The 21539-nt window shown below is 70.9% G+C and carries 19 protein-coding genes; 15 read left to right on the top strand and 4 right to left on the bottom strand.

Annotation, left to right across the window (positions count from 1 at the left end; all coding sequences use genetic code 11):
• Positions 1–11 precede the first annotated feature (11 nt).
• A complete protein-coding gene (locus ASF35_RS15245; RefSeq protein WP_055969299.1) occupies positions 12–905 on the bottom strand; it encodes a LysR family transcriptional regulator in 894 nt (297 codons plus the stop codon).
• A gap of 92 nt (positions 906–997) precedes the next feature.
• On the opposite strand from ASF35_RS15245, the gene ASF35_RS15240 reads away from it, so the two are divergent.
• The 15 genes from ASF35_RS15240 (at position 998) to ASF35_RS15170 (ending at position 17407) form a co-directional block, all read left to right on the top strand.
• The gene (locus tag ASF35_RS15240; RefSeq protein WP_055969297.1) at positions 998–1714 is read left to right on the top strand and encodes a succinate dehydrogenase cytochrome b subunit; all 717 of its coding nucleotides are present in this window, start codon (positions 998–1000) and stop codon (positions 1712–1714) included.
• A complete protein-coding gene (locus ASF35_RS15235; protein WP_055969294.1) occupies positions 1714–3690 on the top strand; it encodes a fumarate reductase/succinate dehydrogenase flavoprotein subunit in 1977 nt (658 codons plus the stop codon). The genes ASF35_RS15240 and ASF35_RS15235 overlap by 1 nt, the downstream gene beginning before the upstream one ends.
• Before the next feature lie 13 nt (positions 3691–3703).
• Complete coding sequence (locus ASF35_RS15230; protein WP_055969292.1) at positions 3704–4450, top strand: succinate dehydrogenase/fumarate reductase iron-sulfur subunit; 747 nt, start codon at positions 3704–3706, stop codon at positions 4448–4450.
• A gap of 890 nt (positions 4451–5340) precedes the next feature.
• Positions 5341–5751, top strand: a complete 411-nt coding sequence (locus ASF35_RS15225; protein ID WP_055969289.1) for a MarR family winged helix-turn-helix transcriptional regulator — start codon at positions 5341–5343, stop codon at positions 5749–5751.
• A 16-nt stretch (positions 5752–5767) separates the two neighbouring features.
• Entirely contained in the window at positions 5768–7150 is a 1383-nt protein-coding gene (locus ASF35_RS15220; protein WP_082481288.1) for an MFS transporter, read from the top strand.
• Positions 7050–7469, top strand: coding sequence for an SRPBCC family protein (locus ASF35_RS18485; protein ID WP_235492890.1), 420 nt, complete (start codon positions 7050–7052; stop codon positions 7467–7469). The genes ASF35_RS15220 and ASF35_RS18485 overlap by 101 nt, the downstream gene beginning before the upstream one ends.
• A 68-nt stretch (positions 7470–7537) precedes the next feature.
• Positions 7538–8701, top strand: a complete 1164-nt coding sequence (locus tag ASF35_RS15210) for an amidohydrolase (protein WP_055969282.1) — start codon at positions 7538–7540, stop codon at positions 8699–8701.
• Positions 8702–8793: 92 nt separating this feature from the next.
• The gene (locus ASF35_RS15205; protein WP_235499165.1) at positions 8794–9882 is read left to right on the top strand and encodes a BMP family protein; all 1089 of its coding nucleotides are present in this window, start codon (positions 8794–8796) and stop codon (positions 9880–9882) included.
• A 131-nt stretch (positions 9883–10013) separates the two neighbouring features.
• Positions 10014–11579 carry an ABC transporter ATP-binding protein gene (locus ASF35_RS15200; protein WP_055969276.1) on the top strand — a complete coding sequence of 522 codons (1566 nt, stop codon included), beginning with the start codon at positions 10014–10016 and terminating at the stop codon, positions 11577–11579.
• Positions 11576–12694: an ABC transporter permease gene (locus ASF35_RS15195; protein WP_055969272.1), complete on the top strand. Its 1119-nt coding sequence runs from the start codon at positions 11576–11578 to the stop codon at positions 12692–12694. Before ASF35_RS15200 ends, ASF35_RS15195 begins: the two co-directional genes overlap by 4 nt.
• The gene (locus ASF35_RS15190; protein WP_055969269.1) at positions 12691–13953 is read left to right on the top strand and encodes an ABC transporter permease; all 1263 of its coding nucleotides are present in this window, start codon (positions 12691–12693) and stop codon (positions 13951–13953) included. Before ASF35_RS15195 ends, ASF35_RS15190 begins: the two co-directional genes overlap by 4 nt.
• Positions 13953–14426, top strand: a complete 474-nt coding sequence (locus tag ASF35_RS17810) for a cytidine deaminase (protein WP_156364670.1) — start codon at positions 13953–13955, stop codon at positions 14424–14426. Before ASF35_RS15190 ends, ASF35_RS17810 begins: the two co-directional genes overlap by 1 nt.
• Entirely contained in the window at positions 14423–15616 is a 1194-nt protein-coding gene (locus tag ASF35_RS15180) for a cytochrome P450 (protein WP_235499164.1), read from the top strand. The genes ASF35_RS17810 and ASF35_RS15180 overlap by 4 nt, the downstream gene beginning before the upstream one ends.
• Positions 15613–16932, top strand: coding sequence for a thymidine phosphorylase (locus ASF35_RS15175; RefSeq protein ID WP_055969266.1), 1320 nt, complete (start codon positions 15613–15615; stop codon positions 16930–16932). Before ASF35_RS15180 ends, ASF35_RS15175 begins: the two co-directional genes overlap by 4 nt.
• A gap of 10 nt (positions 16933–16942) precedes the next feature.
• Complete coding sequence (locus ASF35_RS15170; protein ID WP_055969263.1) at positions 16943–17407, top strand: MaoC family dehydratase; 465 nt, start codon at positions 16943–16945, stop codon at positions 17405–17407.
• Positions 17408–18049: 642 nt separating this feature from the next.
• Here the strand turns inward: ASF35_RS15170 and ASF35_RS15165 are convergent.
• The 3 genes from ASF35_RS15165 to deoC are packed head-to-tail and all read right to left on the bottom strand — an operon-like array spanning position 18050 to position 21433.
• Complete coding sequence (locus ASF35_RS15165) at positions 18050–18937, bottom strand: aldehyde dehydrogenase family protein (RefSeq protein ID WP_055969260.1); 888 nt, start codon at positions 18935–18937, stop codon at positions 18050–18052.
• Entirely contained in the window at positions 18937–20391 is a 1455-nt protein-coding gene (locus ASF35_RS15160; protein ID WP_055969258.1) for an aldehyde dehydrogenase family protein, read from the bottom strand. Before ASF35_RS15160 ends, ASF35_RS15165 begins: the two co-directional genes overlap by 1 nt.
• A 49-nt stretch (positions 20392–20440) precedes the next feature.
• Positions 20441–21433, bottom strand: a complete 993-nt coding sequence (deoC, locus tag ASF35_RS15155) for a deoxyribose-phosphate aldolase (protein WP_055969254.1) — start codon at positions 21431–21433, stop codon at positions 20441–20443.
• Positions 21434–21539: the final 106 nt, after the last annotated feature.

Genomic DNA, 21539 nt, shown 5'->3' with positions numbered 1-21539 from the left:
GCGGGCGAGCGTCAGCCGGGTTGCTGCAGCGACAGGAGCAGCTCGTCGTGGAAGGCCAGCGCGGCGAGCTGGAGGGTGTCGCGGCGGTGGGCCAGGGCGATCTGGCGCGACAGGGACGGGTTGCGCAGCGCCACGGGCCGCAGGCCCGGTCGGTTGGCCAGCACCATCTCGGGGACGACCGCGTAGCCGAGACCGGACTCCACGAACCGCAGGACCGACAGCATCTCGCCACCCTCGACGGAGATGTGCGGGGAGAAGCCCGCCTGCGCGCACGCCGTCAGCGTCGTCTCGCGCAGGTCGTAGCCGGTCCGGAACATGACGAGGGGCAGGTCCCGCAGGGCCGCGACGTCGACCGCGGACGGGAGCGCGTCGTCGGCGGTTTCGTCGGACGGTGCGGCGAGCACCAGCCGGTCGCGCCGCAGGGGCACCGTCTCGATGTCGGGGCGGGTCTCGGACAGCGGCGTGATGAGCAGGGCGAGGTCGAGCCGCCCCTGCGCCAGCTCGTGCGTCAGGACCCGTGAACCCCCTTCGTGGACCTCGAGCTCGATGAGGGGGTGGGTCTCGTGGAACCGGGTGAGCACCTCCGGCAGGAGCCCGTCGCAGATCGACGGGGTGGCACCGAGCCGCACCCGTCCGCGCCGCAGACCGGCGACCTCGTGCACCGCACGCTGCGCCGACTCGACGTCGATGAGGATGCGCTCGGCATGGGGCAGGAGCGCCTCGCCGGCGCTCGTGAGCTCGATGCCGCCGGGCTGGCGGACGAACAGCGGCGTGCCCAGGGAGTTCTCCAGGACGCGGACCTGCTTGGAGAGGCTGGGCTGTGCCACCCCGACCAGCTCGGCAGCGCGCGTGAAGTTGCGCGTGCGCGCCACCGCCACGAAGTAGGAGAGCTGCTGGAACTGCACGGACCGAGCCTACAACGTGATAGCCGGAGGCTATGAAGGTTGCCCTCATCATGACTTAGCGCTCAGGTGTGCTTCAGGGTTACGGTGCGTGCGTGGCCACTACTCTGACTCGCGCGTCGGCGCGCAGGTCGACCGTCGTGCTCAAGTACACGATGGCCGTGTCCGGGCTGATCATGCTCGGCTACCTGCTCGTCCACATGTACGGCAACCTCAAGTTCTTCCAGGGCAAGGAGTACTTCGACTCCTACCTCGAGGGCCTGGAGAACATCTTCTATCCCTACCTGCCGCACGGCGGGGCGCTGTGGATCCTGCGGGTCGTGCTGCTCGTCGCGCTCGTCGCGCACGTGTACTGCGCGATCACGCTGTGGCGGCGCAACAAGGTCGCGGCCGGCTACACCGGCACCACGCGCTACCACTCCAAGCAGAACCGCACGGGCATCCAGCGCTCCTACGCCTCGTTCACGATGCGCTGGGGCGGCGTGATCCTGCTGCTGTTCATCATCGGCCACCTCGCGCAGATGCTGCCGAACTGGCTGTCCCCGGGCGGCGCGTCCGACAGCAAGTACGAGCGCGTGGTCAACGGCTTCGAGATCTGGTGGGTCGTGCTGCTGTACACGATCGGCCTGGTCGCGGTCGGCTTCCACCTGTGGCACGGCTTCTGGAGCGCCCTCACCACGCTCGGCCAGAACCGCAGCAGCACCCGCAAGGACTCGACGATCACCATCGCGTCCTGGGTGCTGTCGGTGGTCATCGCCGGCGGCTTCCTCGTCGTCCCGTTCGCGATCTTCTTCTTCGGAGCTGGTTCCTGATGACCGACACCTTCACCCCCACCGGGGCGGCCGAGCAGTTCATCGAGCACGGCGACCCCATCGCCGACGCCAAGGCGCCGAGCGGCCCCATCGAGCGTCGCTGGGAGCAGCGTCAGTTCGACGCCAAGCTGGTCAACGCCGCGAACCGTCGCAAGATCAAGGTCATCGTCGTGGGCACCGGTCTGGCCGGTGCGTCCGCCGCGGCCACCCTCGGCGAGGCCGGCTACCACGTCACGAGCTTCTGCTACCAGGACAGCCCGCGCCGTGCCCACTCGATCGCCGCCCAGGGCGGCATCAACGCCGCCAAGAACTACCGCAACGACGGCGACTCGGTGTACCGGCTGTTCTACGACACGGTCAAGGGCGGCGACTTCCGCTCGCGCGAGTCCAACTCCTACCGCCTCGCCCAGGTGTCGGTGAACATCATCGACCAGTGCGTGGCGCAGGGCGTGCCGTTCGCGCGTGAGTACGGCGGCCTGCTCGACAACCGTTCCTTCGGTGGCGTGCAGGTCTCCCGCACGTTCTACGCCCGCGGCCAGACCGGCCAGCAGCTGCTGATCGGTGCCTACCAGGCGCTCGAGCGGCAGGTCGCCGCCGGCACGGTCGACGTGCACACCCGCCACGAGATGCTCGACCTCGTCATGGTCGACGGCAAGGCGCGCGGCGTCATCGTCCGCGACATGGTGACCGGCGAGATCGAGTCGCACACCGCCGACGCCGTCGTGCTGGCGAGCGGCGGCTACGGCAACGTCTACTTCCTGTCGACGAACGCCATGGGCTGCAACGTGACCGCCACCTGGCGCGCGCACCGTCGCGGCGCCTACTTCGGCAACCCCTGCTACACGCAGATCCACCCGACCTGCATCCCCGTCTCGGGCGACTACCAGTCCAAGCTGACGCTGATGAGCGAGTCGCTGCGCAACGACGGCCGCATCTGGGTGCCCAAGAAGGCCGGCGACGACCGCCACCCGCGCGACATCCCCGAGGACGAGCGCGACTACTACCTGGAGCGCATCTACCCGGCGTTCGGCAACCTGGTCCCGCGCGACATCGCCTCGCGTGCGGCCAAGTACCAGTGCGACGACGGCAAGGGCGTCGGTCCGGGCGGGCTCGGGGTCTACCTCGACTTCGCCGACGCGATCGAGCGCATGGGCCGCCCGGCGGTCGAGGCCAAGTACGGGAACCTGTTCGACATGTACGCCCGGATCACCGGCGAGGACCCGTACAACGAGCCGATGCGCATCTACCCGGCCGTGCACTACGTCATGGGCGGGCTGTGGGTCGACTACGACCTGCAGAGCAACCTCGAGGGCCTCTTCGTCACCGGCGAGGCCAACTTCTCCGACCAGGGCGCCAACCGACTCGGTGCCTCCGCGCTGATGCAGGGCCTGGCCGACGGCTACTTCGTGCTGCCGACCACCATCGCGAACTACCTCGCGGACGGCCCCTTCGAGCCCGTGGGCGACGACCACCCGGCCGTCACCGAGGCGCGCGAGGCCGTCGAGGAGCGCATCTCCGCACTGCTGGCCGTCGACGGCAACCGCACCGTGGACAGCTACCACAAGGAGCTGGGCCACATCATGTGGGAGTACTGCGGCATGGAGCGCAGCGAGGAGGGCCTGATCAAGGCGATCGGCCTCATCCGCGAGCTGCGCGACGACTTCTGGAAGAACGTGAAGGTCACCGGCGAGGCCGAGGAGCTCAACCAGACGCTCGAGCGTGCCGGCCGGGTCGTGGACTTCTTCGAGCTCGGCGAGCTGATGTGCATCGACGCGCTGAACCGCGAGGAGTCGTGCGGCGGCCACTTCCGCGCCGAGAGCCAGACCGAGGACGGCGAGGCCCTGCGCCACGACGACCAGTTCGCCTACGTGGCGGCGTGGGAGTTCAACGGCGCCGAGGGCGGCCAGAAGCCGATCCTGCACAAGGAACCCCTCGAGTACGAGTACGTCGAGATGAAGGCTCGGTCCTACAAGTGAACGGGAGCTGCAAGTGAAGATCACCGTCAACGTCTGGCGTCAGAAGAATGCCGAGACGAAGGGCCAGATGGTCGGCTACGGGCTCGACGACGTCTCCGAGGACATGTCGTTCCTCGAGATGCTCGACGTGCTCAACGAGCAGCTGACGCTCGCCGGCGAGGAGCCGGTCGCCTTCGACCACGACTGCCGCGAGGGCATCTGTGGATCGTGCGGCGTGGTCATCAACGGCATCGCGCACGGCCCCGAGGTCACGACCACGTGCCAGCTGCACATGCGCTCGTTCAAGGACGGCGACGTCATCGACATCGAGCCGTGGCGGGCGGGCGCGTTCCCGATCGTCAAGGACCTCGTCGTCGACCGCGGCGCCTTCGACCGGATCATCCAGGCCGGCGGCTACATCAGCGTCAACACCGGCTCGGCGCCGGAGGCCAACAACCTGCCCGTGCCGAAGGAGGACGCCGACCACGCGTTCGCGGCGGCCACCTGCATCGGCTGCGGCGCCTGCGTGGCGGCCTGCCCGAACGGTTCGGCCATGCTGTTCACCGCGGCGAAGGTGACCCACCTGGGCCTGCTCCCGCAGGGTCAGCCCGAGCGCGAGTCCCGCGTGGTCGACATGGTCGCCCAGCACGACGCCGAGGGCTTCGGCTCCTGCACCAACATCGGTGAGTGCACCGCGGCCTGCCCCAAGGGCATCCCGCTCGACGTCATCTCGCGGCTCAACCGCGACCTGCTCGGCGCCCTCGCCGCCGGCAACGCCTGAGCACGCACGCTCCAGCACCACCCCGACCGCCCGTCACCGCTCCGGTGGCGGGCGGTCGTGCGTCGTGGGGGCGGGCTGCGGGGTGGTCGTCGTGGGGTGGGGCTGGGTCGGCGTCGGCGATGGTGCTCGGGTCGGGGCTGCGACGGTTGCGGTGGTGCTCGGGTCGGGGCTGCGTCGGTTGCGGTGGTGCTCGGGTCGGGACTGCGCCTGCTCGGCGGGTGCCGGGGTCGGGCTCCGAAAGGGCCTCGACCGGGCGACTCCCAGCGCCTCGGCCGATCCTGCGGGCCGTCTTCTGCGCTGTTCCCCCTCGAGCGGTGACTTCTCCACCGAATGGACCAACCGGCAGGGCTGCGCGGTGCAGATTCCACCGTCTCGGCGCCGAGACGGTGGAGAACTCACCGCCCGGACGGGGAATCGGGGGAGAACTCACCGCTCGGGCGGGGAATCGGTGAAGAACGCACCGCGCGGGCCGTCATCGGTGGATTCTCAACCGCAGCACGCTTCCTGATGTTGAGGATCCACCACCCGAGCCGGTCCGGACTCGTCATCGGTGGATCGTCAACCGCAGGACGCTTTCTGCGGTTGAGGATCCACCGATGGGGGTGACCCGCCGGTCATGGGTGGATCTTCAACCGCAGGACCGTCCCTGAGGTTGAGGATCCACCGATGGGGGGGCGAAGGACGGCGAGCTCGACCGCGCGGAGAGCCTCTGTTCCGTCGAGGCCTTTCGGGGGCCGCACCCACGACGACCCGCAGCAGCGCAGCCGCAGGTCGAGCCCGACTGCAGCAGCGCAGCCGCAGGTCGAGGCCGACCCGCTGCAGCCGCAGCCGCAGGACGCCGAGATCGTTGCAGATTTGAATTAGCATGGTTAATGACCTAGGCTAAGGACATGCCTACCGACTCCCAGAACCTCGCGCTGGCGGTGGCCCGACTCAACCGCAGGCTCCGGCAGGAGCGGCACTCCGACCTGACCCCGACGCAGATGTCCGTGCTGGGCACGCTGCGCCAGATGGGCCCGACGTCGCCGTCGTCGATCGCCGCCCGTGAGCGCGTGAGCGCCCCCAGCGTGACCCGCACCCTGAACTGCCTCGCCGAGGACGGACTCGTCGAGCGCGCACCCCACCCCCAGGACGGTCGACAGGTCGTCGTCAGCCTCTCCGACCTCGGCGAGAAGACCCTGGCGGAGGAGCGGAAGCGACGCGACGCGTGGCTGCACCAGCGGCTCACGAGCCTCGATGCCCGCGAGCGCGCCGTCCTGCGCGAGGCGGCGGCGATCCTCACGCGGATCACCGACTCATGAGGGCGGAGGTGGACTCGTGAGTCCCACCTTCCGCGCCCTGCACGTCCGCAACTTCCGCGTCTACGCCGCCGGTGCCATCGTCTCGAACATCGGCACGTGGATGCAGCGCGTCGCCCAGGACTGGCTGGTCCTCCAGCTGACGTCGAGCGGCACCGCGCTCGGCATCACCACCGGGCTGCAGTTCCTCCCGGCGCTGCTGCTGTCGCCCGTGGCCGGGGTGGTGGCCGACCGGTTCCCCAAGCGGACGGTGCTGCGCTGCACCCAGGTGGCCATGGCGATCCCCGCCGCCGTCCTGGGCGTGCTGGCGATCACGGGTGCCGTCGAGGTCTGGCACGTCTACCTGCTGGCGTTCGTCTTCGGCGTCGGCACCGCGTTCGACGCCCCCGCACGCCAGTCGTTCGTGGTCGAGATGGTCGGACCGGAGGACCTGTCGAACGCGGTGGGCCTCAACTCCGCCTCGTTCAACTCCGCCCGCATGGTCGGCCCGGCGCTCGCCGGCCTGCTCATCGCGGCCGGCGGTTCCGGGGTCGAGGCGACCGGCTGGGTCATCCTCGCCAACGCCGTCAGCTACCTCGCCGTCATCGCGTCGCTGCAGAAGCTCGACCCGGCACGCCTCGCCCCGGCGCCCGTCATGGGCTCGCGCAAGGGGGCGGTCCGCGACGGGGTGCGTTACGTCCGGTCCCGACCCGACCTCGTCCTCGTGCTGACGATCGTGTTCGCCGTCGGCACCTTCGGCCTGAACTTCCAGATGACCAGTGCCCTGATGGCCACCGACGTCTTCGAGAAGGGGGCGGGGGAGTACGGGATCCTCGGCTCGATCATGGCGATCGGCTCCCTGGCCGGGGCCCTGCTCGCCGCCCGACGTGAGCGCCCACGCCTGCGCTTCGTGGTGGGCGCCGCCATCGCCTTCGGCGTCGTCGAGATCGTCGCCGGTCTCATGCCCGGCTACCTCTCGTACGCGCTGGTGCTGCCGGTGCTCGGGCTCTGCGCCCTCACGATGATCACCGCGGCCAACGCCACCATCCAGATCACCACCGAGCCGGTCATGCGTGGCCGGGTGGCGGCGCTCTACCTGATGATCTTCATGGGTGGCACGCCGCTCGGGTCGCCGTTCATCGGCTGGGTCGGTGAGACCTTCGGGGCCCGGTGGACGCTCGTCGGCGGCGGCGCGCTCTCGCTGGTCGGGGTCGCCCTGGCGCTGCTCTGGTACGCGCACCGTCGCCAGATCGACCGGCAGGAGCTCCACGCCATCGCGACTCGCCTACGCTCGCAGCATGGACGTCGAGCGCACCTTCCACCTGTCGCGGCCGGTCGAGGAGGTCTTCGCCTACCTCAGCGACTTCGAGAACACCGAGCACTGGGACCCCGGCACGATCGAGACGACGCGCCTGTCGGGTGACGGCGGCATGGGCACCCGGTACGCGAACCGCTCCCGCTTCATGGGGCGCACGGTGGCGCTCGAGTACGAGACCGTCGGCTACGACCCGCCCACGTTCTTCGCCTGCCGTGGGGTCAACGGGCGCACGACGGCCACCGACGTCATGACGTTCACGCCCGACGACAGCGTGGAGGGCGGGGGCACGCAGGTCCACTACCGGGCCCAGTTCGAGTTCCCGTTCCTGCTGCACGCCCTCGCGCCCCTCGTGCTCAAGCGGCCGATCGAGAGGCTCGCCGACGAGACGATCGAGCAGATCCAGCGCGCCCTCGGCCGACCGTAGGACGATGACGGCGTCGGCGGTCCTGGACGGCGTCCGCGCCGATCGCCGGCCGGGGATACCCTGGAGGAATGTCCATCGACGCCGTCTCCCGCTCGATCGAGGTCGTGACGCCCGATCTCATCGAGCTGCGGCGTGACCTGCACGCGAGCCCCGAGCTGTCCTGGCACGAGGAGCGCACCACCGACGTGGTCGCCGCGTGGATGGACAAGCTGGGCGTCTCCTACGAGCGCTTCGAGGGCACCGGGCTCGTGGCCGAGATCGGACCCGAGGAGGGGCCGATCGTGGCCCTGCGGGCCGACCTCGACGCCCTCCCGATCGACGACACCACCTCCGACCCGTGGCGCTCGACGTCGCCCGGCGTCGCCCACGCCTGCGGCCACGACGTCCACGTGTCGGCGCTCGTGGGGGCCGCCGTGGCGCTGCAGGAGCTGCACGTGGCCGGCGGCCTGCCGCGCCGGGTCCGCCTGGTCTTCCAGCCCGCGGAGGAGGTCATGCCCGGCGGTGCGCTGCGCCTGCTCTCGGCCGGTGTCCTGCGCGGGGTCTCGCGCATCGTGGCACTGCACTGCGACCCGTCGCTCGACGTCGGCCAGGTGGGCCTGCGCGAGGGACCGATCACGGGAGCGTCGGACCGCATCCAGGTCACGCTCTCCGGTCGCGGCGGGCACACGTCGCGACCGCACCTCACCGAGGACCTCACCTACGCGCTCGCGAGCCTCGTGACGCAGCTGCCGGCCGTGCTGTCGCGCCGCTTCGACCCTCGCTCGGGCGCCAGCCTGGTGTGGGGGTCGGTGCGAGCCGGCAACGCCGCCAACGTAATCCCCTCCACCGGCGAGCTCAGCGGCACGCTGCGCATGCTCGACTCCGCGGCCTGGCACCAGGCCGAGCACCTGGTGCGTGGGCTCATCGCCGACATCATCGAGCCGTTCGGCGTGAGCGCCGACGTCACCTACGTGCGCGGCGTCCCGCCCGTGGTCAACGACTTCGGGGTCACCGAGCTGCTCCGCCGCGCGGTCTCCGACGCCATCGGGCCCGCCGCGGTGGCCACCACCACGCAGAGCCTCGGCGGCGAGGACTTCGCGTGGTACGTCGAGGCGGTCCCCGGAGCGATGGGTCGACTCGGCACACGCACGCCCGACGGGCCCACCTACGACCTGCACCAGGGGAACTTTCGGCCCGACGAGCGCGCCATCGCCGTGGGCGCCAAGGTGCTCGCCTGCTCCGCCCTGCTCTAGCGGCGCCCCCGAAGGTGACGAATCGGTTACGGCCCGTCGCAATCGGGCGCAGGACCTCCCGAAGGACCCCCGGGCGCGGCTAGGGTGCAGGCGTGCCGGGCTCTCCGGCGATGTCTCAAGGAGGAACTTTGCGTCGACTCACCAAGGTCACCGCCGTCGCCGGCGTGGCCGCACTCGTGCTCGCCGGTGCGGGCTGCGCGAACAACAGCTCGAGCAACGACGACGACACCGCTTCCGGTGACGACTGCGTCGAGAAGGTCGACACGAAGGTCGGCATGGCCTTCGACGTCGGTGGACGTGGCGACCAGTCGTTCAACGACTCCGCCGCCAAGGGCCTCGACAAGGCCGAGTGCGAGCTGGGCTTCGAGGTCCAGACCGCCGAGGCGCAGGACGGCGAGCCCGAGTCCGCCCGTGAGGGTCGCCTCCAGCAGCTCGTCGACGCCGACTACAACCCGGTCATCGCCGTGGGCTTCGCCTACTCGCAGGCCGTCGGCAAGGTCGCCAAGGCCAACCCCGACGTCGACTTCGCGATCATCGACGACGGTGTCGAGGGCGAGAACGTCGCCAACCTCCTCTTCGCCGAGGAGCAGGGCTCCTTCCTCGTGGGCGCCGCTGCCGCGCTCAAGTCCGAGTCCGGCAACATCGGCTTCGTCGGTGGTGTCGAGACGCCGCTGATCAAGAAGTTCGAGGTCGGCTACGAGGCCGGCGCGAAGGCCGTGAACCCCGACATCGAGATCCAGGCCCGCTACCTCACGCAGCCGCCGGACTTCAGCGGCTTCGGTGACCCGGCCAAGGGCAAGACGGCCGCCGAGGGCATGTACGACAAGGGCGCCGACGTGGTCTACCACGCTGCCGGCGGTTCCGGTGGCGGTGTGTTCGAGGCCGCCTCGGCCGCCGACGCCAAGGCCATCGGCGTCGACTCCGACCAGGCGCTGACGGCCGACGAGTCCGTCCGCGACGTGATCCTGACGTCGATGCTGAAGAACATCGACGTCGCCGTGTTCGCGTACCTGAAGGGTGTCGCCGACGGCGCCGCTCCCACGGGCCCGACGGTCTACGACCTCAAGGTCGACGGTGTGGGCTACTCCACCACCGGCGGTCAGGTTGACGACATCGCCGACAAGCTCGACGAGTACAAGCAGCAGATCGTGGACGGCGAGATCACCGTCCCGAGCGAGTGAACGGACGTCCAGGGACCTCGCATCCTTGACGCGGTCCGGCCCTGCGCGCGAGCGTGGGGCCGGGCCGTTGCCTGTGTGACCTGCTCCATCCCTCCGGCCCCGCGGCCGGACCCGCCTCTGAGGAGTGCTGCGTGACCACGTCCGTCCCCGACGAGACCACCGACCTCGATCCCGGGGCGGGCGACGTCGTCGTCCGGCTGCGCGGCATCGGCAAGACGTTCCCCGGTGTCATCGCCAACCACGACATCGACATCGACGTGCGACGGGGGACCGTGCACGCGATCGTCGGCGAGAACGGTGCCGGCAAGTCGACGCTCATGAAGATCCTCTACGGCGTCCAGAAGCCGGACTCCGGGACGATCGAGGTGCACGGCAAGCCGGTCGAGCTCTCGTCCCCGTCCGACGCGATCGCCGCCGGCGTGGGCATGGTGTTCCAGCACTTCATGCTCGCCGACAACTTCACCGTGCTCGAGAACGTCGTGCTGGGGGCGGAGAAGCTGCACGGCATCGGCGACGCCGCGCGCGCGGAGATCCGGCGCATCTCCGAGGCCTACGGGCTCGACGTCGACCCCGACGCCCTCGTGGAGGACCTCGGCGTCGGTGCACGCCAGCGCATCGAGATCCTCAAGGTGCTGTACCGCGGCGCCTCCGTGATCATCCTCGACGAGCCGACCGCCGTCCTCGTGCCGCAGGAGGTCGACGAGCTGTTCGAGAACCTGCGCGAGCTCAAGGCGGAGGGCCTCGCGGTCATCTTCATCTCCCACAAGCTCGACGAGGTGCTGTCGGTCGCCGACACGGTCACCGTCGTCCGTCGGGGCACCACCGTCGAGACGCGTCCGGCCGCCGGCGTCACGTCGCGTCAGCTGGCCGAGCTCATGGTCGGCTCGGAGCTGCCGAGCCCCAGCACCGAGACGTCCACCGTGACCGACCAGCCGGTCCTGGAGGTCCGCGACCTCGGACTTCCCGCGCCGGCGGGGTCGGGTAGGCCGCTCCTGGCCGACATCGACCTGACGATCCACCGCGGCGAGATCCTCGGCATCGCAGGCGTGGAGGGCAACGGCCAGGCCGAGCTGGTCGAGGCCGTCATGGGCATGCGTCCGGGTGCCACCGGCAGCATCGCGCTCAACGGTGACGACCTGGCCGGCCGGTCCACGCGGCTGCGCCGCGAGGCCGGCATCGGCTACATCCCCGAGGACCGGCACCGGCACGGGCTCCTGCTCGACGCCCCGCTGTGGGAGAACCGGGTGCTCGGCCACCAGACGCGCGAGCCCAACGTCAAGGGTCCGTTCATCGACCGCGCCGGTGCCCGTCAGGACACCCAGCGCATCGTCGACGCCTACGACGTCCGCACCCCTGGCATCGACACGCTGGCCCGCGCCCTGTCCGGCGGCAACCAGCAGAAGCTCATCATCGGTCGCGAGATGACGGGCGAGCCGAGCCTGCTCGTCGCCTCGCACCCCACCCGCGGCGTCGACGTCGGCGCCCAGGCGGCGATCTGGGACCACATCAAGCAGGCACGGCGCGACGGTCTGGCGGTGCTGCTGATCTCGGCCGACCTCGACGAGCTGATCGGCCTCTCGGACACCATCCGGGTGATCCTGCGCGGTCGCCTGGTCGGCACGTTCGACCCCGCCACCGTCACCCCCCAGCAGCTGGGCTCGGCCATGACCGGTGCCGACGAAGGAGGTCCGGCATGACCGACCAGCGACTCAAGCGCATCGCCCTCGCGGCGGCCGCGCCCGTCCTCGCCCTCGTGGCGGCGTTCCTCATCACGAGCCTGGTGCTCGTCGTGGCCGGCGACTCCGTCGGTGGTGTGTGGGGCCAGATCCTCAGCGTTCCCGAGGCGCGCGGGCTCACCAACATCGTCAACGCGGCCACGGTCTACTACCTGTCGGGCGTGGCGGTGGCCATCGGCTTCCGGATGAACCTGTTCAACATCGGCGTCGACGGCCAGTACCGCGTGGCGTCGTTCGCCGCCGCGGTCGTGGCCGGCGAGGCGTGGCTGCCCGGCTGGCTCAACACGGCCGCCGCGATCCTCGCCGCGATGCTGGTGGGTGCGGCCTGGGCCGGCATCGCCGGGCTCCTGCGCGTCACGCGCGGCGTCTCGGAGGTGATCTCCACGATCATGCTCAACGCGATCGCGACCGCCCTCGTGGCCTTCATGCTGCGCAAGGCGGCCGTGAGCGACCCGGGCTCCAACATCGTGGCCACCAAGGAGATCCCGGAGGGCAGCCGGATCCCCGGCTTCACGCTCTTCCCCGGGGCGCCGAACCAGGTCTACGGGTTCGTGTTCCTCGCGATCCTCGTGGGAGTCGCGTACTGGCTCGTCATCAACAAGACCCGGTTCGGCTTCGACCTGCGGGCCACCGGCCTCTCCGAGAGCGCCGCGGTGGCCTCCGGCATCGACGTCAAGAAGATGGTCCTCGTCTCGATGCTGCTGTCCGGTGCGGCGGCGGGCCTCGTGGGTCTGCCGATCCTGTTCGGCGAGGCCTTCGCGTACGGCTCGACCTTCCAGTCGGGCCTCGGCTTCGCGGGCATCGCGATCGCGCTGCTGGGTCGCAACCACCCGATCGGCATCGCGCTCGGCGCACTGCTGTTCGCCTTCCTGGACGAGCAGTCCAACCCGCTGCAGATCCTGCTCGACGTCTCGCCCGACATCGTCAAGATCACGCAGGGGACGATCGTGCTGACCGTCGTCATCGCCTACGAGGTGGTGCGTCGCTACGGTGTGCGGCTCGAGCAGCGCCAGGTGGCCGCGACCCTCGACGACGACAGACCGACCGGCCCCACGACGGAAGGAGTGAGTCGATGAGCATCGCGACTCCACCGGTCGGCGGCGCGCCGACGGCTCCCGCGACGAGGTCGCGGATCACGTTCCCGGTGGTGCTGCTCGGCATCGCGGGTCTGCTGCTGCTGTTCTCCGCGCTGCGGGTGATCACCGGAGCCGACGACCTCAACTCCTCGGGCACGCTGCGCGCGACCCTCGTGGCAGCGGTGCCGATCGGTCTGGCCGGCCTCGGCGGCCTGTGGGCCGAGCGCGCGGGCGTGGTGAACATCGGCCTCGAGGGCATGATGATCCTCGGCACCTTCGGCGCCGGCTACTACGGCTACTTCGTGGGTCCCTGGTGGGGCGTGCTGGGTGCCATCGGCTTCGGCGCCCTGGGCGGGCTGCTGCACGCCGTGGCCACCGTCATCTTCGGCGTCGACCACATCGTCTCCGGCGTCGCGATCAACATCATCGCGCTCGGCGCCGTGCAGTACCTCGCGGTGCTCGCGTTCACGGGCGTGCCCGGCGGTGGTCAGACGCAGTCGCCGCGCATCGACGACCTGCCGAGCATCACCATCAGTGCGCTCGCCGACCCGCTCGGCGACCTCGAGGCCAAGAACTGGTTCTTCCTGTCCGACCTGGCCGCGCTCCTGCGTGCCCTCGTGTCGAACCTCAACGTGCTCACGCTCATCGCGCTCGCCCTGTTCGTGCTCACCTGGTACCTGCTGTGGCGGACCCGGTTCGGCCTGCGGCTGCGCTCGGTGGGCGAGAGCCCGGCGGCGGCGGAGTCGCTCGGCGTGAACGTCATCCGCTACAAGTTCGTCGCCGTGGTCACCTCCGGTGCGTTCGCGGGTCTGGCCGGCGGGTTCCTGGCGCTCGTGGCGGCCAACGGCTTCCGCGACGGACAGACCGGCGGTCGCGGCTACATCGGCCTGGCCGCCATGATCTTCGGCAACTGGCGTCCAGGCGGCCTGCTGGCCGGCGCCGGCCTGTTCGGCTACACCGACACGCTGCGCCTGCGCGGTGGTGGCGACACGATCCACGGGCTGCTGCTGCTCGTCGCCGTCGGCCTCGTGGCGCTGGCCATCTGGCAGTGGCGCCAGCACGGACGTCGGTCGTCCCTCGTGGCGGCGCTCCTGGGCGTCGTCGTGGCCGGCTGGTACTTCCTGACCAGCTCGGTCCCGGAGGACCTCACCGGCATGACGCCGTACCTCACCACGCTGCTCGTGCTGGCGCTGTTCTCCCAACGCCTGCGCATGCCGGCCGCGGACGGCAAGCCGTACCGCAAGGGGAGTGCGGGCTAGTGGCCGAATCGTTCGGTCTCGGCATCAGCACCGCCGACGACCCCGTCGACTGGGGCGCCCTCACGAGGTACGCCACCGAGGTCATGCAGCGCGCCTACGCCCCGTACTCGCACTACAAGGTCGGTGTGGCCGGCCTGGTCGACGACGGTCGGGTGGTGCTCGGCTGCAACGTCGAGAACGCGGCCTACGGCGTGGCCCTGTGCGCCGAGTGCGGCATGGTCTCCGCGCTGCACGCCACGGGCGGTGGCCGTCTGGTCGCGGTCGCGTGCGTGGACGGCGAGGGCCGTCCGCTCATGCCGTGCGGCCGGTGCCGTCAGCTCCTGTGGGAGAACGGAGGTCCGGCCATGCAGCTGCTCACCGCCTCGGGCGTGCGGACCATGGACGAGGTCCTGCCCGATGCGTTCGGTGCTGATGATCTCGCCTCCGGCGAGGGGGCCGACGACCGCGCTCCCGGTCAGGGGGGCGAGGAGTGACGGTCGTCCCCGACCTCACCAGCCCCGACCTGCTCGACGACCCGTACCCGTTGCTGGCCCGGTGGCGCGCCGCCGGGCCGATGCTGCGGTCGGAGCGGGAGGGTCGATGGGTGGCCACCACCCACGCGGCGGTGAGCGCCGTGCTGCGCAACCGCAGCCTCGGTCGGCTCTGGACGGACTGGGAGCCCTCCGAGCAGATGGAGCCGTTCAACACGCTGCACCGCAACCAGCTCATGGAGAACGAGCCCCCGGAGCACACCCGCATGCGTCGGCTGCTGGCCGGTGCGTTCTCCCGCGGCCACGTGGAGCGGATGGGCCCGCGCATCGAGGTGCTCGCCGACGAGATGCTCGACGACCTCGCCGACGACCTCCGTGCGGGTCGGCCCGTCGACCTGCTGGCGCGCTACGCCGAGCCCATGCCGGTGTTCGTCATCGCCGACCTGCTCGGTGTGCCGCGTGAGGACCACGAGCGGCTGCGCGACTGGTCCCAGGCCATCGTGCACATGTACGAGCAGGGTGTCGGCGACGACGTCCGCGCCGCGGCCGTGACGGCCAGCAGCGAGTTCGCCGCCTACGTGCGTGAGGTCGTCGAGCTGCGCCGCCGGGAGCCGGGCGACGACCTCGTCAGCGACCTGGTCAGGGAGCGGCAGGACGGGAAGGGCTTCAGCGACGACGAGCTCGTGGCGACCGTGGTCCTCCTGCTCAACGCCGGCCACGAGGCGTCGGTCAACGTGTTCGGCAACGGCATGCACGCGCTGCTGTCGCACCGCGACCAGCTGGCCCGGGTCACCGGGGGTGAGGTCAGCGTGGCCACCGCGCTCGAGGAGCTCATCCGCTACGACGCCCCGCTGCAGATGTTCGAGCGGACGGCCACCACCGACGTCGAGGTCGCGGGCGTGACCGTCCGTGCGGGTGAGACGGTGGCCTGCCTCATGGGCTCGGCCAACCGCGACGCTGACGTGTTCGAGCGGGCCGACGACTTCGACGTCGCGCGCGACCCCAACTCCCACGTCGGCTTCGGCATGGGCCTGCACTTCTGCCTGGGCGCGCCGCTCGCGCGCGTCGAGCTCGAGATCACCGTCCGACGGCTCCTCGAGCGCTTCCCCACGATCGCGCTCACCGGCGTCGCCCCGCGCCGGCCCACCTGGGTGCTGCGCGGCTACGAGTCCCTCGAGGTGACCCTGACATGAGCCAGACCCCGCCCCCCTCCGGCACCGAGCGCTTCGACGCCCCTGCGGTCATCGCGGCCAAGCGCGACCGGCACGCCCTCACCGACGAGCAGATCGACTGGGTGGTCGACGCCTACACCCGCGGGGTGGTGGCACCGGAGCAGATGTCGGCCCTGGCCATGGCGATCCTGCTGAACGGCATGGACCGGCGCGAGATCGCCCGATGGACGAACGCCATGATCGCCAGCGGCGAGCGGATGGACTTCTCGTCCCTCAGCCGTCCGACCGCGGACAAGCACTCCACGGGCGGTGTGGGGGACAAGATCACCCTCCCGCTCGCCCCGCTCGTCGCGGCGTGCGGCGTGGCCGTGCCGCAGCTCTCGGGCCGCGGGCTCGGGCACACCGGCGGCACGCTCGACAAGCTCGAGTCGATCCCCGGATGGCGCGCCGCGCTCAGCAACGAGGAGATGCTCGCGCAGCTGGAGGACGTCGGCGCCGTCATCTGTGCGGCCGGCACGGGCCTGGCGCCCGCGGACAAGAAGCTCTACGCCCTGCGCGACGTGACCGGCACCGTCGAGGCGATCCCGCTCATCGCCAGCTCGATCATGAGCAAGAAGATCGCCGAGGGCACCGGCGCGCTCGTGCTCGACGTGAAGGTCGGGTCGGGCGCGTTCATGAAGACCGAGGAGAACGCGCGCGAGCTGGCCGAGACGATGGTGGCGCTGGGCACCGACGCAGGCGTGACCACCGTGGCGCTGCTGACCGACATGTCCACCCCGCTCGGCCTCACCGCGGGCAACGCGCTCGAGGTCCGCGAGTCGGTCGAGGTCCTCGCCGGGGGCGGGCCTTCCGACGTCGTGGACCTCACGCTCGCCCTGGCCCGCGAGATGCTGGCGGCGGCCGGACGCACCGACGTCGACCCGGCCGACGCCCTGGCCGACGGTCGCGCGATGGACGCCTGGCGGCGCATGATCTCCGCCCAGGGTGGCGACCCCGACGCTCCGCTCCCCACGGCCCGCGAGACGCACGTGGTGACAGCCGAGTCCGACGGCGTCCTCACGACCCTGGACGCGTTCGGCGTCGGCGTCTCGGCGTGGCGTCTCGGCGCGGGTCGGTCCCGTCCGGGGGAGGACGTGCAGGCCGGTGCCGGCATCGAGCTGCACGCCAAGCCGGGCGACGTGGTTCGTGCCGGTGCGCCCCTGATGACCCTGCACACCGACACGCCCGAACGCTTCGAGCGCGCGCTCGAGGCGCTCGAGGGCGCGGTGCGGGTCGAGGCCACCGCGTCGGGCGTCGGCGGCGCGTCCGCGGATGTGGTCATCGACCGGATTGGTTAGGGTCGACTGCATGCGTGTGCTCAACGACCGTCACGAGGTCGCCGGGTCCGTGGGTGACGAGCTGGGCGTGAGCGAGTGGGTCCAGATCTCCCAGGAGCGGATCGACCTCTTCGCCGACGCGACCGGCGACCGTCAGTGGATCCACGTCGATCCCGAGCGGGCGGCCGAGGGACCGTTCGGCGCCACGATCGCCCACGGCTACCTGACGTTGTCGCTGCTGCCCTTCCTGGGCGCCCAGGTCTACGCCTTCGCCGGCGACGTCGCGCGGGTGAACTACGGCCTCAACAAGGTGCGGTTCATGACGCCGGTGGTCGTCGGCTCGAAGCTGCGCAACCGTGTGACGGTGCTGGACGTCCAGGACGTCGAGCGCGGCCAGCAGGTGACCCTGCGTCACCAGATCGAGATCAAGGGCAAGGACAAGCCGGCGTGCGTCGCCGAGACCGTCACCGTCCTCATCGAGGCCAACGGCGCCTGAGCGGTCGTGGGTCGTCGGCGCGGGGCGTCGTGGGGGTGCTGCTGCGTCGCTTCGGTTGGGGCTTCGCTCGGTGCTGCGCTGACTCGGTTGGGCTTCGCTCGGTGCTGCGCACGTCGGCTGGGCTTTCGCTCGCGGCTGCGCTGCCTCGTCTGGGCTTTCGCTCGGTGCTGCGTCGCTGTGGCTGCGACTGGACCTGCGTTCCGAAAGGGCCTCGACCGGCGGATGGGTCCGGGCTCGGGCGAGCTCTCGGAGCGTGGCTCGGGGGACGCAAGATTCTGCGTTGGTGCGTGAGGGGTCGAAGGATGCTGCGATTGATACGGGATTCCGTCTTGAACGCAGCATCGTTGGGGTTTCTGCACGCGAAGGCAGAATCTTGCGTAGATCACGCACAGAAGGAGAATCGTGGCCGCGCCCCGCAGACCCAGCGGGGCCGAGACCCACCGCTCCGGTCGAGGCCCTCTCGGAGACCAACCCCACTCGGGCTCACAGCGACGCAGCCGCAGGAGAGGACCCAGCCGGACGGCGCAGCAGCAGGCAAAGGCCCGCCCGAGACCGCGCAGCCGCGGGCCGGGACTCAGCCGGACGTGTGCAGCCGCAGGTCAGGCTGGGCCGAGGAGGCGCAACCGGAGGACGCGACGAACCTCAGTACGCCGACCCACCCGCCAGCGACACGGCGCCCACGGGGTGCCAGACGGTCTTGATCTCCAGGAACGCGCGCAGGCGGGCGGTGCCGGGGGCGGCGGTGAAGTCGGGCTCGCGGCGGGGGGAGTAGACCCGCTTCACGGTGCCCGACGCCGACCGCTCCAGCTCCACACGGTCGTCGGCCGCCATGCCGGTGAGGTCGAGACCGTTGACGTCGGCGTGGCTCGCGAGCCAGGGCATCATCTCGGCAGCCCGGCCGGTGAGCACGTTCACGACGCCCGCGGGCACGTCGCTCGTGGCGAGGACCTCGGCGAAGGTCACGGCGACCGTCGGGTCGGCCTCGGACGCCACGACCACGACGCTGTTGCCGCCGGCGAGCACGGGCAGCACGGCGGCCACGAGGGGCAGCAGGGCCGACGTCGGCGACGCCGCGATGGCCACGACGCCGGTGGGCTCGGGTGCGGAGTAGCTGAAGTACGGGCCCGACACCGCGTTTGCGCCACCGAAGACGGCGGGCAGCTTGTCGGTCCAGCCGGCGAAGTGCACGACGCGGTCGATCGACGCGTCGACCTCGGCGCGTGCCTGGGCAGCGGTCGCGCCACGGCTCTGCACGATGAGGTCGACGAGCTCGGCCCGGCGGGCCTCGAGCATCTCGGCCACGCGGTACAGCACCTGGCCGCGGTTGTAGGGCGTGGCGCCGGCCCACTTCGAGAACCCGGACCGGGCGGCGACGACGGCGTTGCGGGCGTCCTTGCGGGAGGCGAGGGCGGCGTTGGCCATGAGCGACCCCTTCTGGTCGTGCACCTGGTAGGTACGGCCGGACTCCGAGCGCGGGAACGCGCCACCGATGTACAGCTTGTAGGTCTTGGCGACGGACAGTCGTGCCATCAGAGTGCTCCCTCGTCGTCGGTGTCGAGGTAGGCCGCCATGCCGGCGGTGCCGCCCTCACGTCCGAAGCCGGACTCGCCGTAGCCGCCGAACGAGGCGGTGGGGTCGAACTTGTTGAACGTGTTGTCCCAGACGACGCCGGCCTTCAGGCCTGCCGCCATGCCCATGGCGCGCGAGCCCTTCTCGGTCCAGACGCCGGCCGACAGGCCGTACGGCGTGTTGTTGGCCTTCGCGAGCGCCTCCTCGGGCGTGCGGAAGGTCAGCGTCGTGAGCACCGGGCCGAAGATCTCCTCACGGGCCACGCGCATCGACGCGGTGGCGTCGGTGAACACCGTGGGGGCCACGAACCAGCCCTTCTCCGGGAGCGCGCAGCTGCTCGTCCACACCGTGGCGCCCTCGTCGGCGCCGACCTGGGTGAGGTCCGTGATCTTGTCGTACTGCATCTGGGAGTTCACGGCGCCCACGTCGGTGTTCTTGTCGAGCGGGTCACCGACGCGCAGCGTCTCGATGCGCTTCTTGAGCTTCTCGACGACCTCGTCGGCCACGGACTCCTGCACGAGCAGGCGGGATCCGGCGCAGCACACCTGGCCCTGGTTGAAGAAGATGCCCGACACGATGCCGTCGACGGCCTGGTCCACGGCAGCGTCGGCGAACACGATGTTCGCGCCCTTGCCGCCGAGCTCGAGGGTGAGCTTCTTGCCGGTGCCGGCCAGCTCGGACTGGATGCGCTTGCCGACGGGCGTGGAGCCCGTGAACGCGACCTTGTCGACGCCCGGGTGGTTGACGATGGCGCTGCCGACGTCGCCGGCACCGGGGACGATGTTGACGACGCCGGGCGGCAGCTCGGCGTCCGCGAGGATCTCGGCGAGGATCAGCGCCGTGACGGGCGTCGTCTCGGCCGGCTTGAGCACGACGGTGTTGCCGGCGGCCAGCGCCGGGGCGATCTTCCACGCGGCCATGAGCAGCGGGAAGTTCCACGGGATGACCTGGCCGGCCACGCCGAGCGGGCGCGGGGCGGGGCCGAGCCCGAGGTGACCGAGCTTGTCGGCCCAGCCGGCGTGGTGGAAGAAGTGCTGGGCGGCGGTCGGGACGTCGAAGTCGCGGGTCTCGCGGATCGGCTTGCCGTTGTCGAGCGACTCGGCCACGGCCAGCTCGCGCGCACGCTCGGCGATGGCGCGGGCGATGCGGAACAGGTACTTGCCGCGCTCGGCCCCGCCCATGCGCGACCAGGGGCCGTCGTAGGCCTTGCGGGCTGCGGCCACCGCGCGGTCGACGTCGGCCGCCGTCGCCGTGCTGACGGTGGTCAGCGGCTCGCGGGTGGCGGGGTTGAGCGACGTCAGGTCGTCGCCGCCGCCGTCGACGAACTCGCCGGCGACGAACATCTGGTACCGCGGCTTGATCGCGGCGATCGCCGCCGACTCCGGGGCCGGGGCGTAGGTCAGGTCGAGATCCATGGGGCTGCTCATCTCTTCGGGTGGTGCTGGGCGGCGGACGGACGCATGGTCAGTCGACGCTCACGTAGCGGGGGCCGCTGTAGTGGCCGTTGGTCTGGGTGCGGCGCTGCATCAGCAGGTCGTTGACGACGCCGGAGGCGCCGAAGCGGAACCAGTGCGGGTCGAGCCACTGCGGGCCGGCGACCTCGTGGACGGCGACGAGGTAGGCGATCGCGTCCTTGGTGGTGCGGATGCCGCCCGCGGGCTTGACGGCGCGCTGGGCGCCGGTGAGGTCGTGCAGGTCGCGCACGGCCTGCAGCATCACGTGGGTGACGGGCAGGGTGGCGGCGGGGGAGATCTTGCCCGTCGAGGTCTTGATGAAGTCGCCACCGGCCATCAGGGCCAGCCACGACGCACGACGCACGTTGTCGTAGGTGGCGAGCTCGCCGGTCTCGAGGATCACCTTGAGCCGCGCCGAGCCGGCGGCCTCCTTCACCCGGGCGATCTGGTCGAACACCTGGCCGTAGTCGCCGGCGAGGAACGCACCACGGTCGATGACCATGTCGATCTCGTCGGCGCCGGCCTCGACGGCCAGGCGGGTGTCGGCGAGCTTGACCTCGAGCGACGAACGCCCCGCCGGGAACGCCGTGGCCACCGACGCGACCTTGACGCCGGTGCCGGCGACCGCCTCGGCCGCGACGGCGACCATGTCGGGGTACACGCACACGGCCGCGGTCGACGGCGTGCCCTCGACCTCACGGTCGGGGTTCACGGCCTTGCGGCACAGGGCTCGGACCTTGCCCGGGGTGTCCGCGCCCTCGAGCGTGGTCAGGTCGACCATCGAGATGGCGAGGTCGATCAGGGCCCGCTTGGTGTCCTTCTTGATGGAGCGCGTGGCCAGCTGGGCGGCCCGCGCCTCGACGCCGACGGGGTCGACGGCGGGCAGGCCGTCCAGGAACGTGCGCAGTGCCGCGGTGTCGGTGCCGCCGAGCCCGACGGCTGCGCGCAGCGTGCTCGGGGAGTCGGGGGCGGTCGGCGCGTCGGTGGTGGACGTCGGGGTCATGAGGTGTCCTTCCGGACGGTGGTGCGGGTGCGACAGCGGGGGTGCGACAGGGATGGGGCGGTGGTGGTCACCTCGACGTGACCACCACCGCCCGAGGGGCCAGCGG

This window comes from Aeromicrobium sp. Leaf291, from assembly GCF_001423365.1.
Taxonomy (GTDB): Bacteria; Actinomycetota; Actinomycetes; order Propionibacteriales; family Nocardioidaceae; genus Aeromicrobium.
Note: the sequence above shows the minus strand (reverse complement) of the source record. Positions and strands in the feature narration are given on the sequence as shown.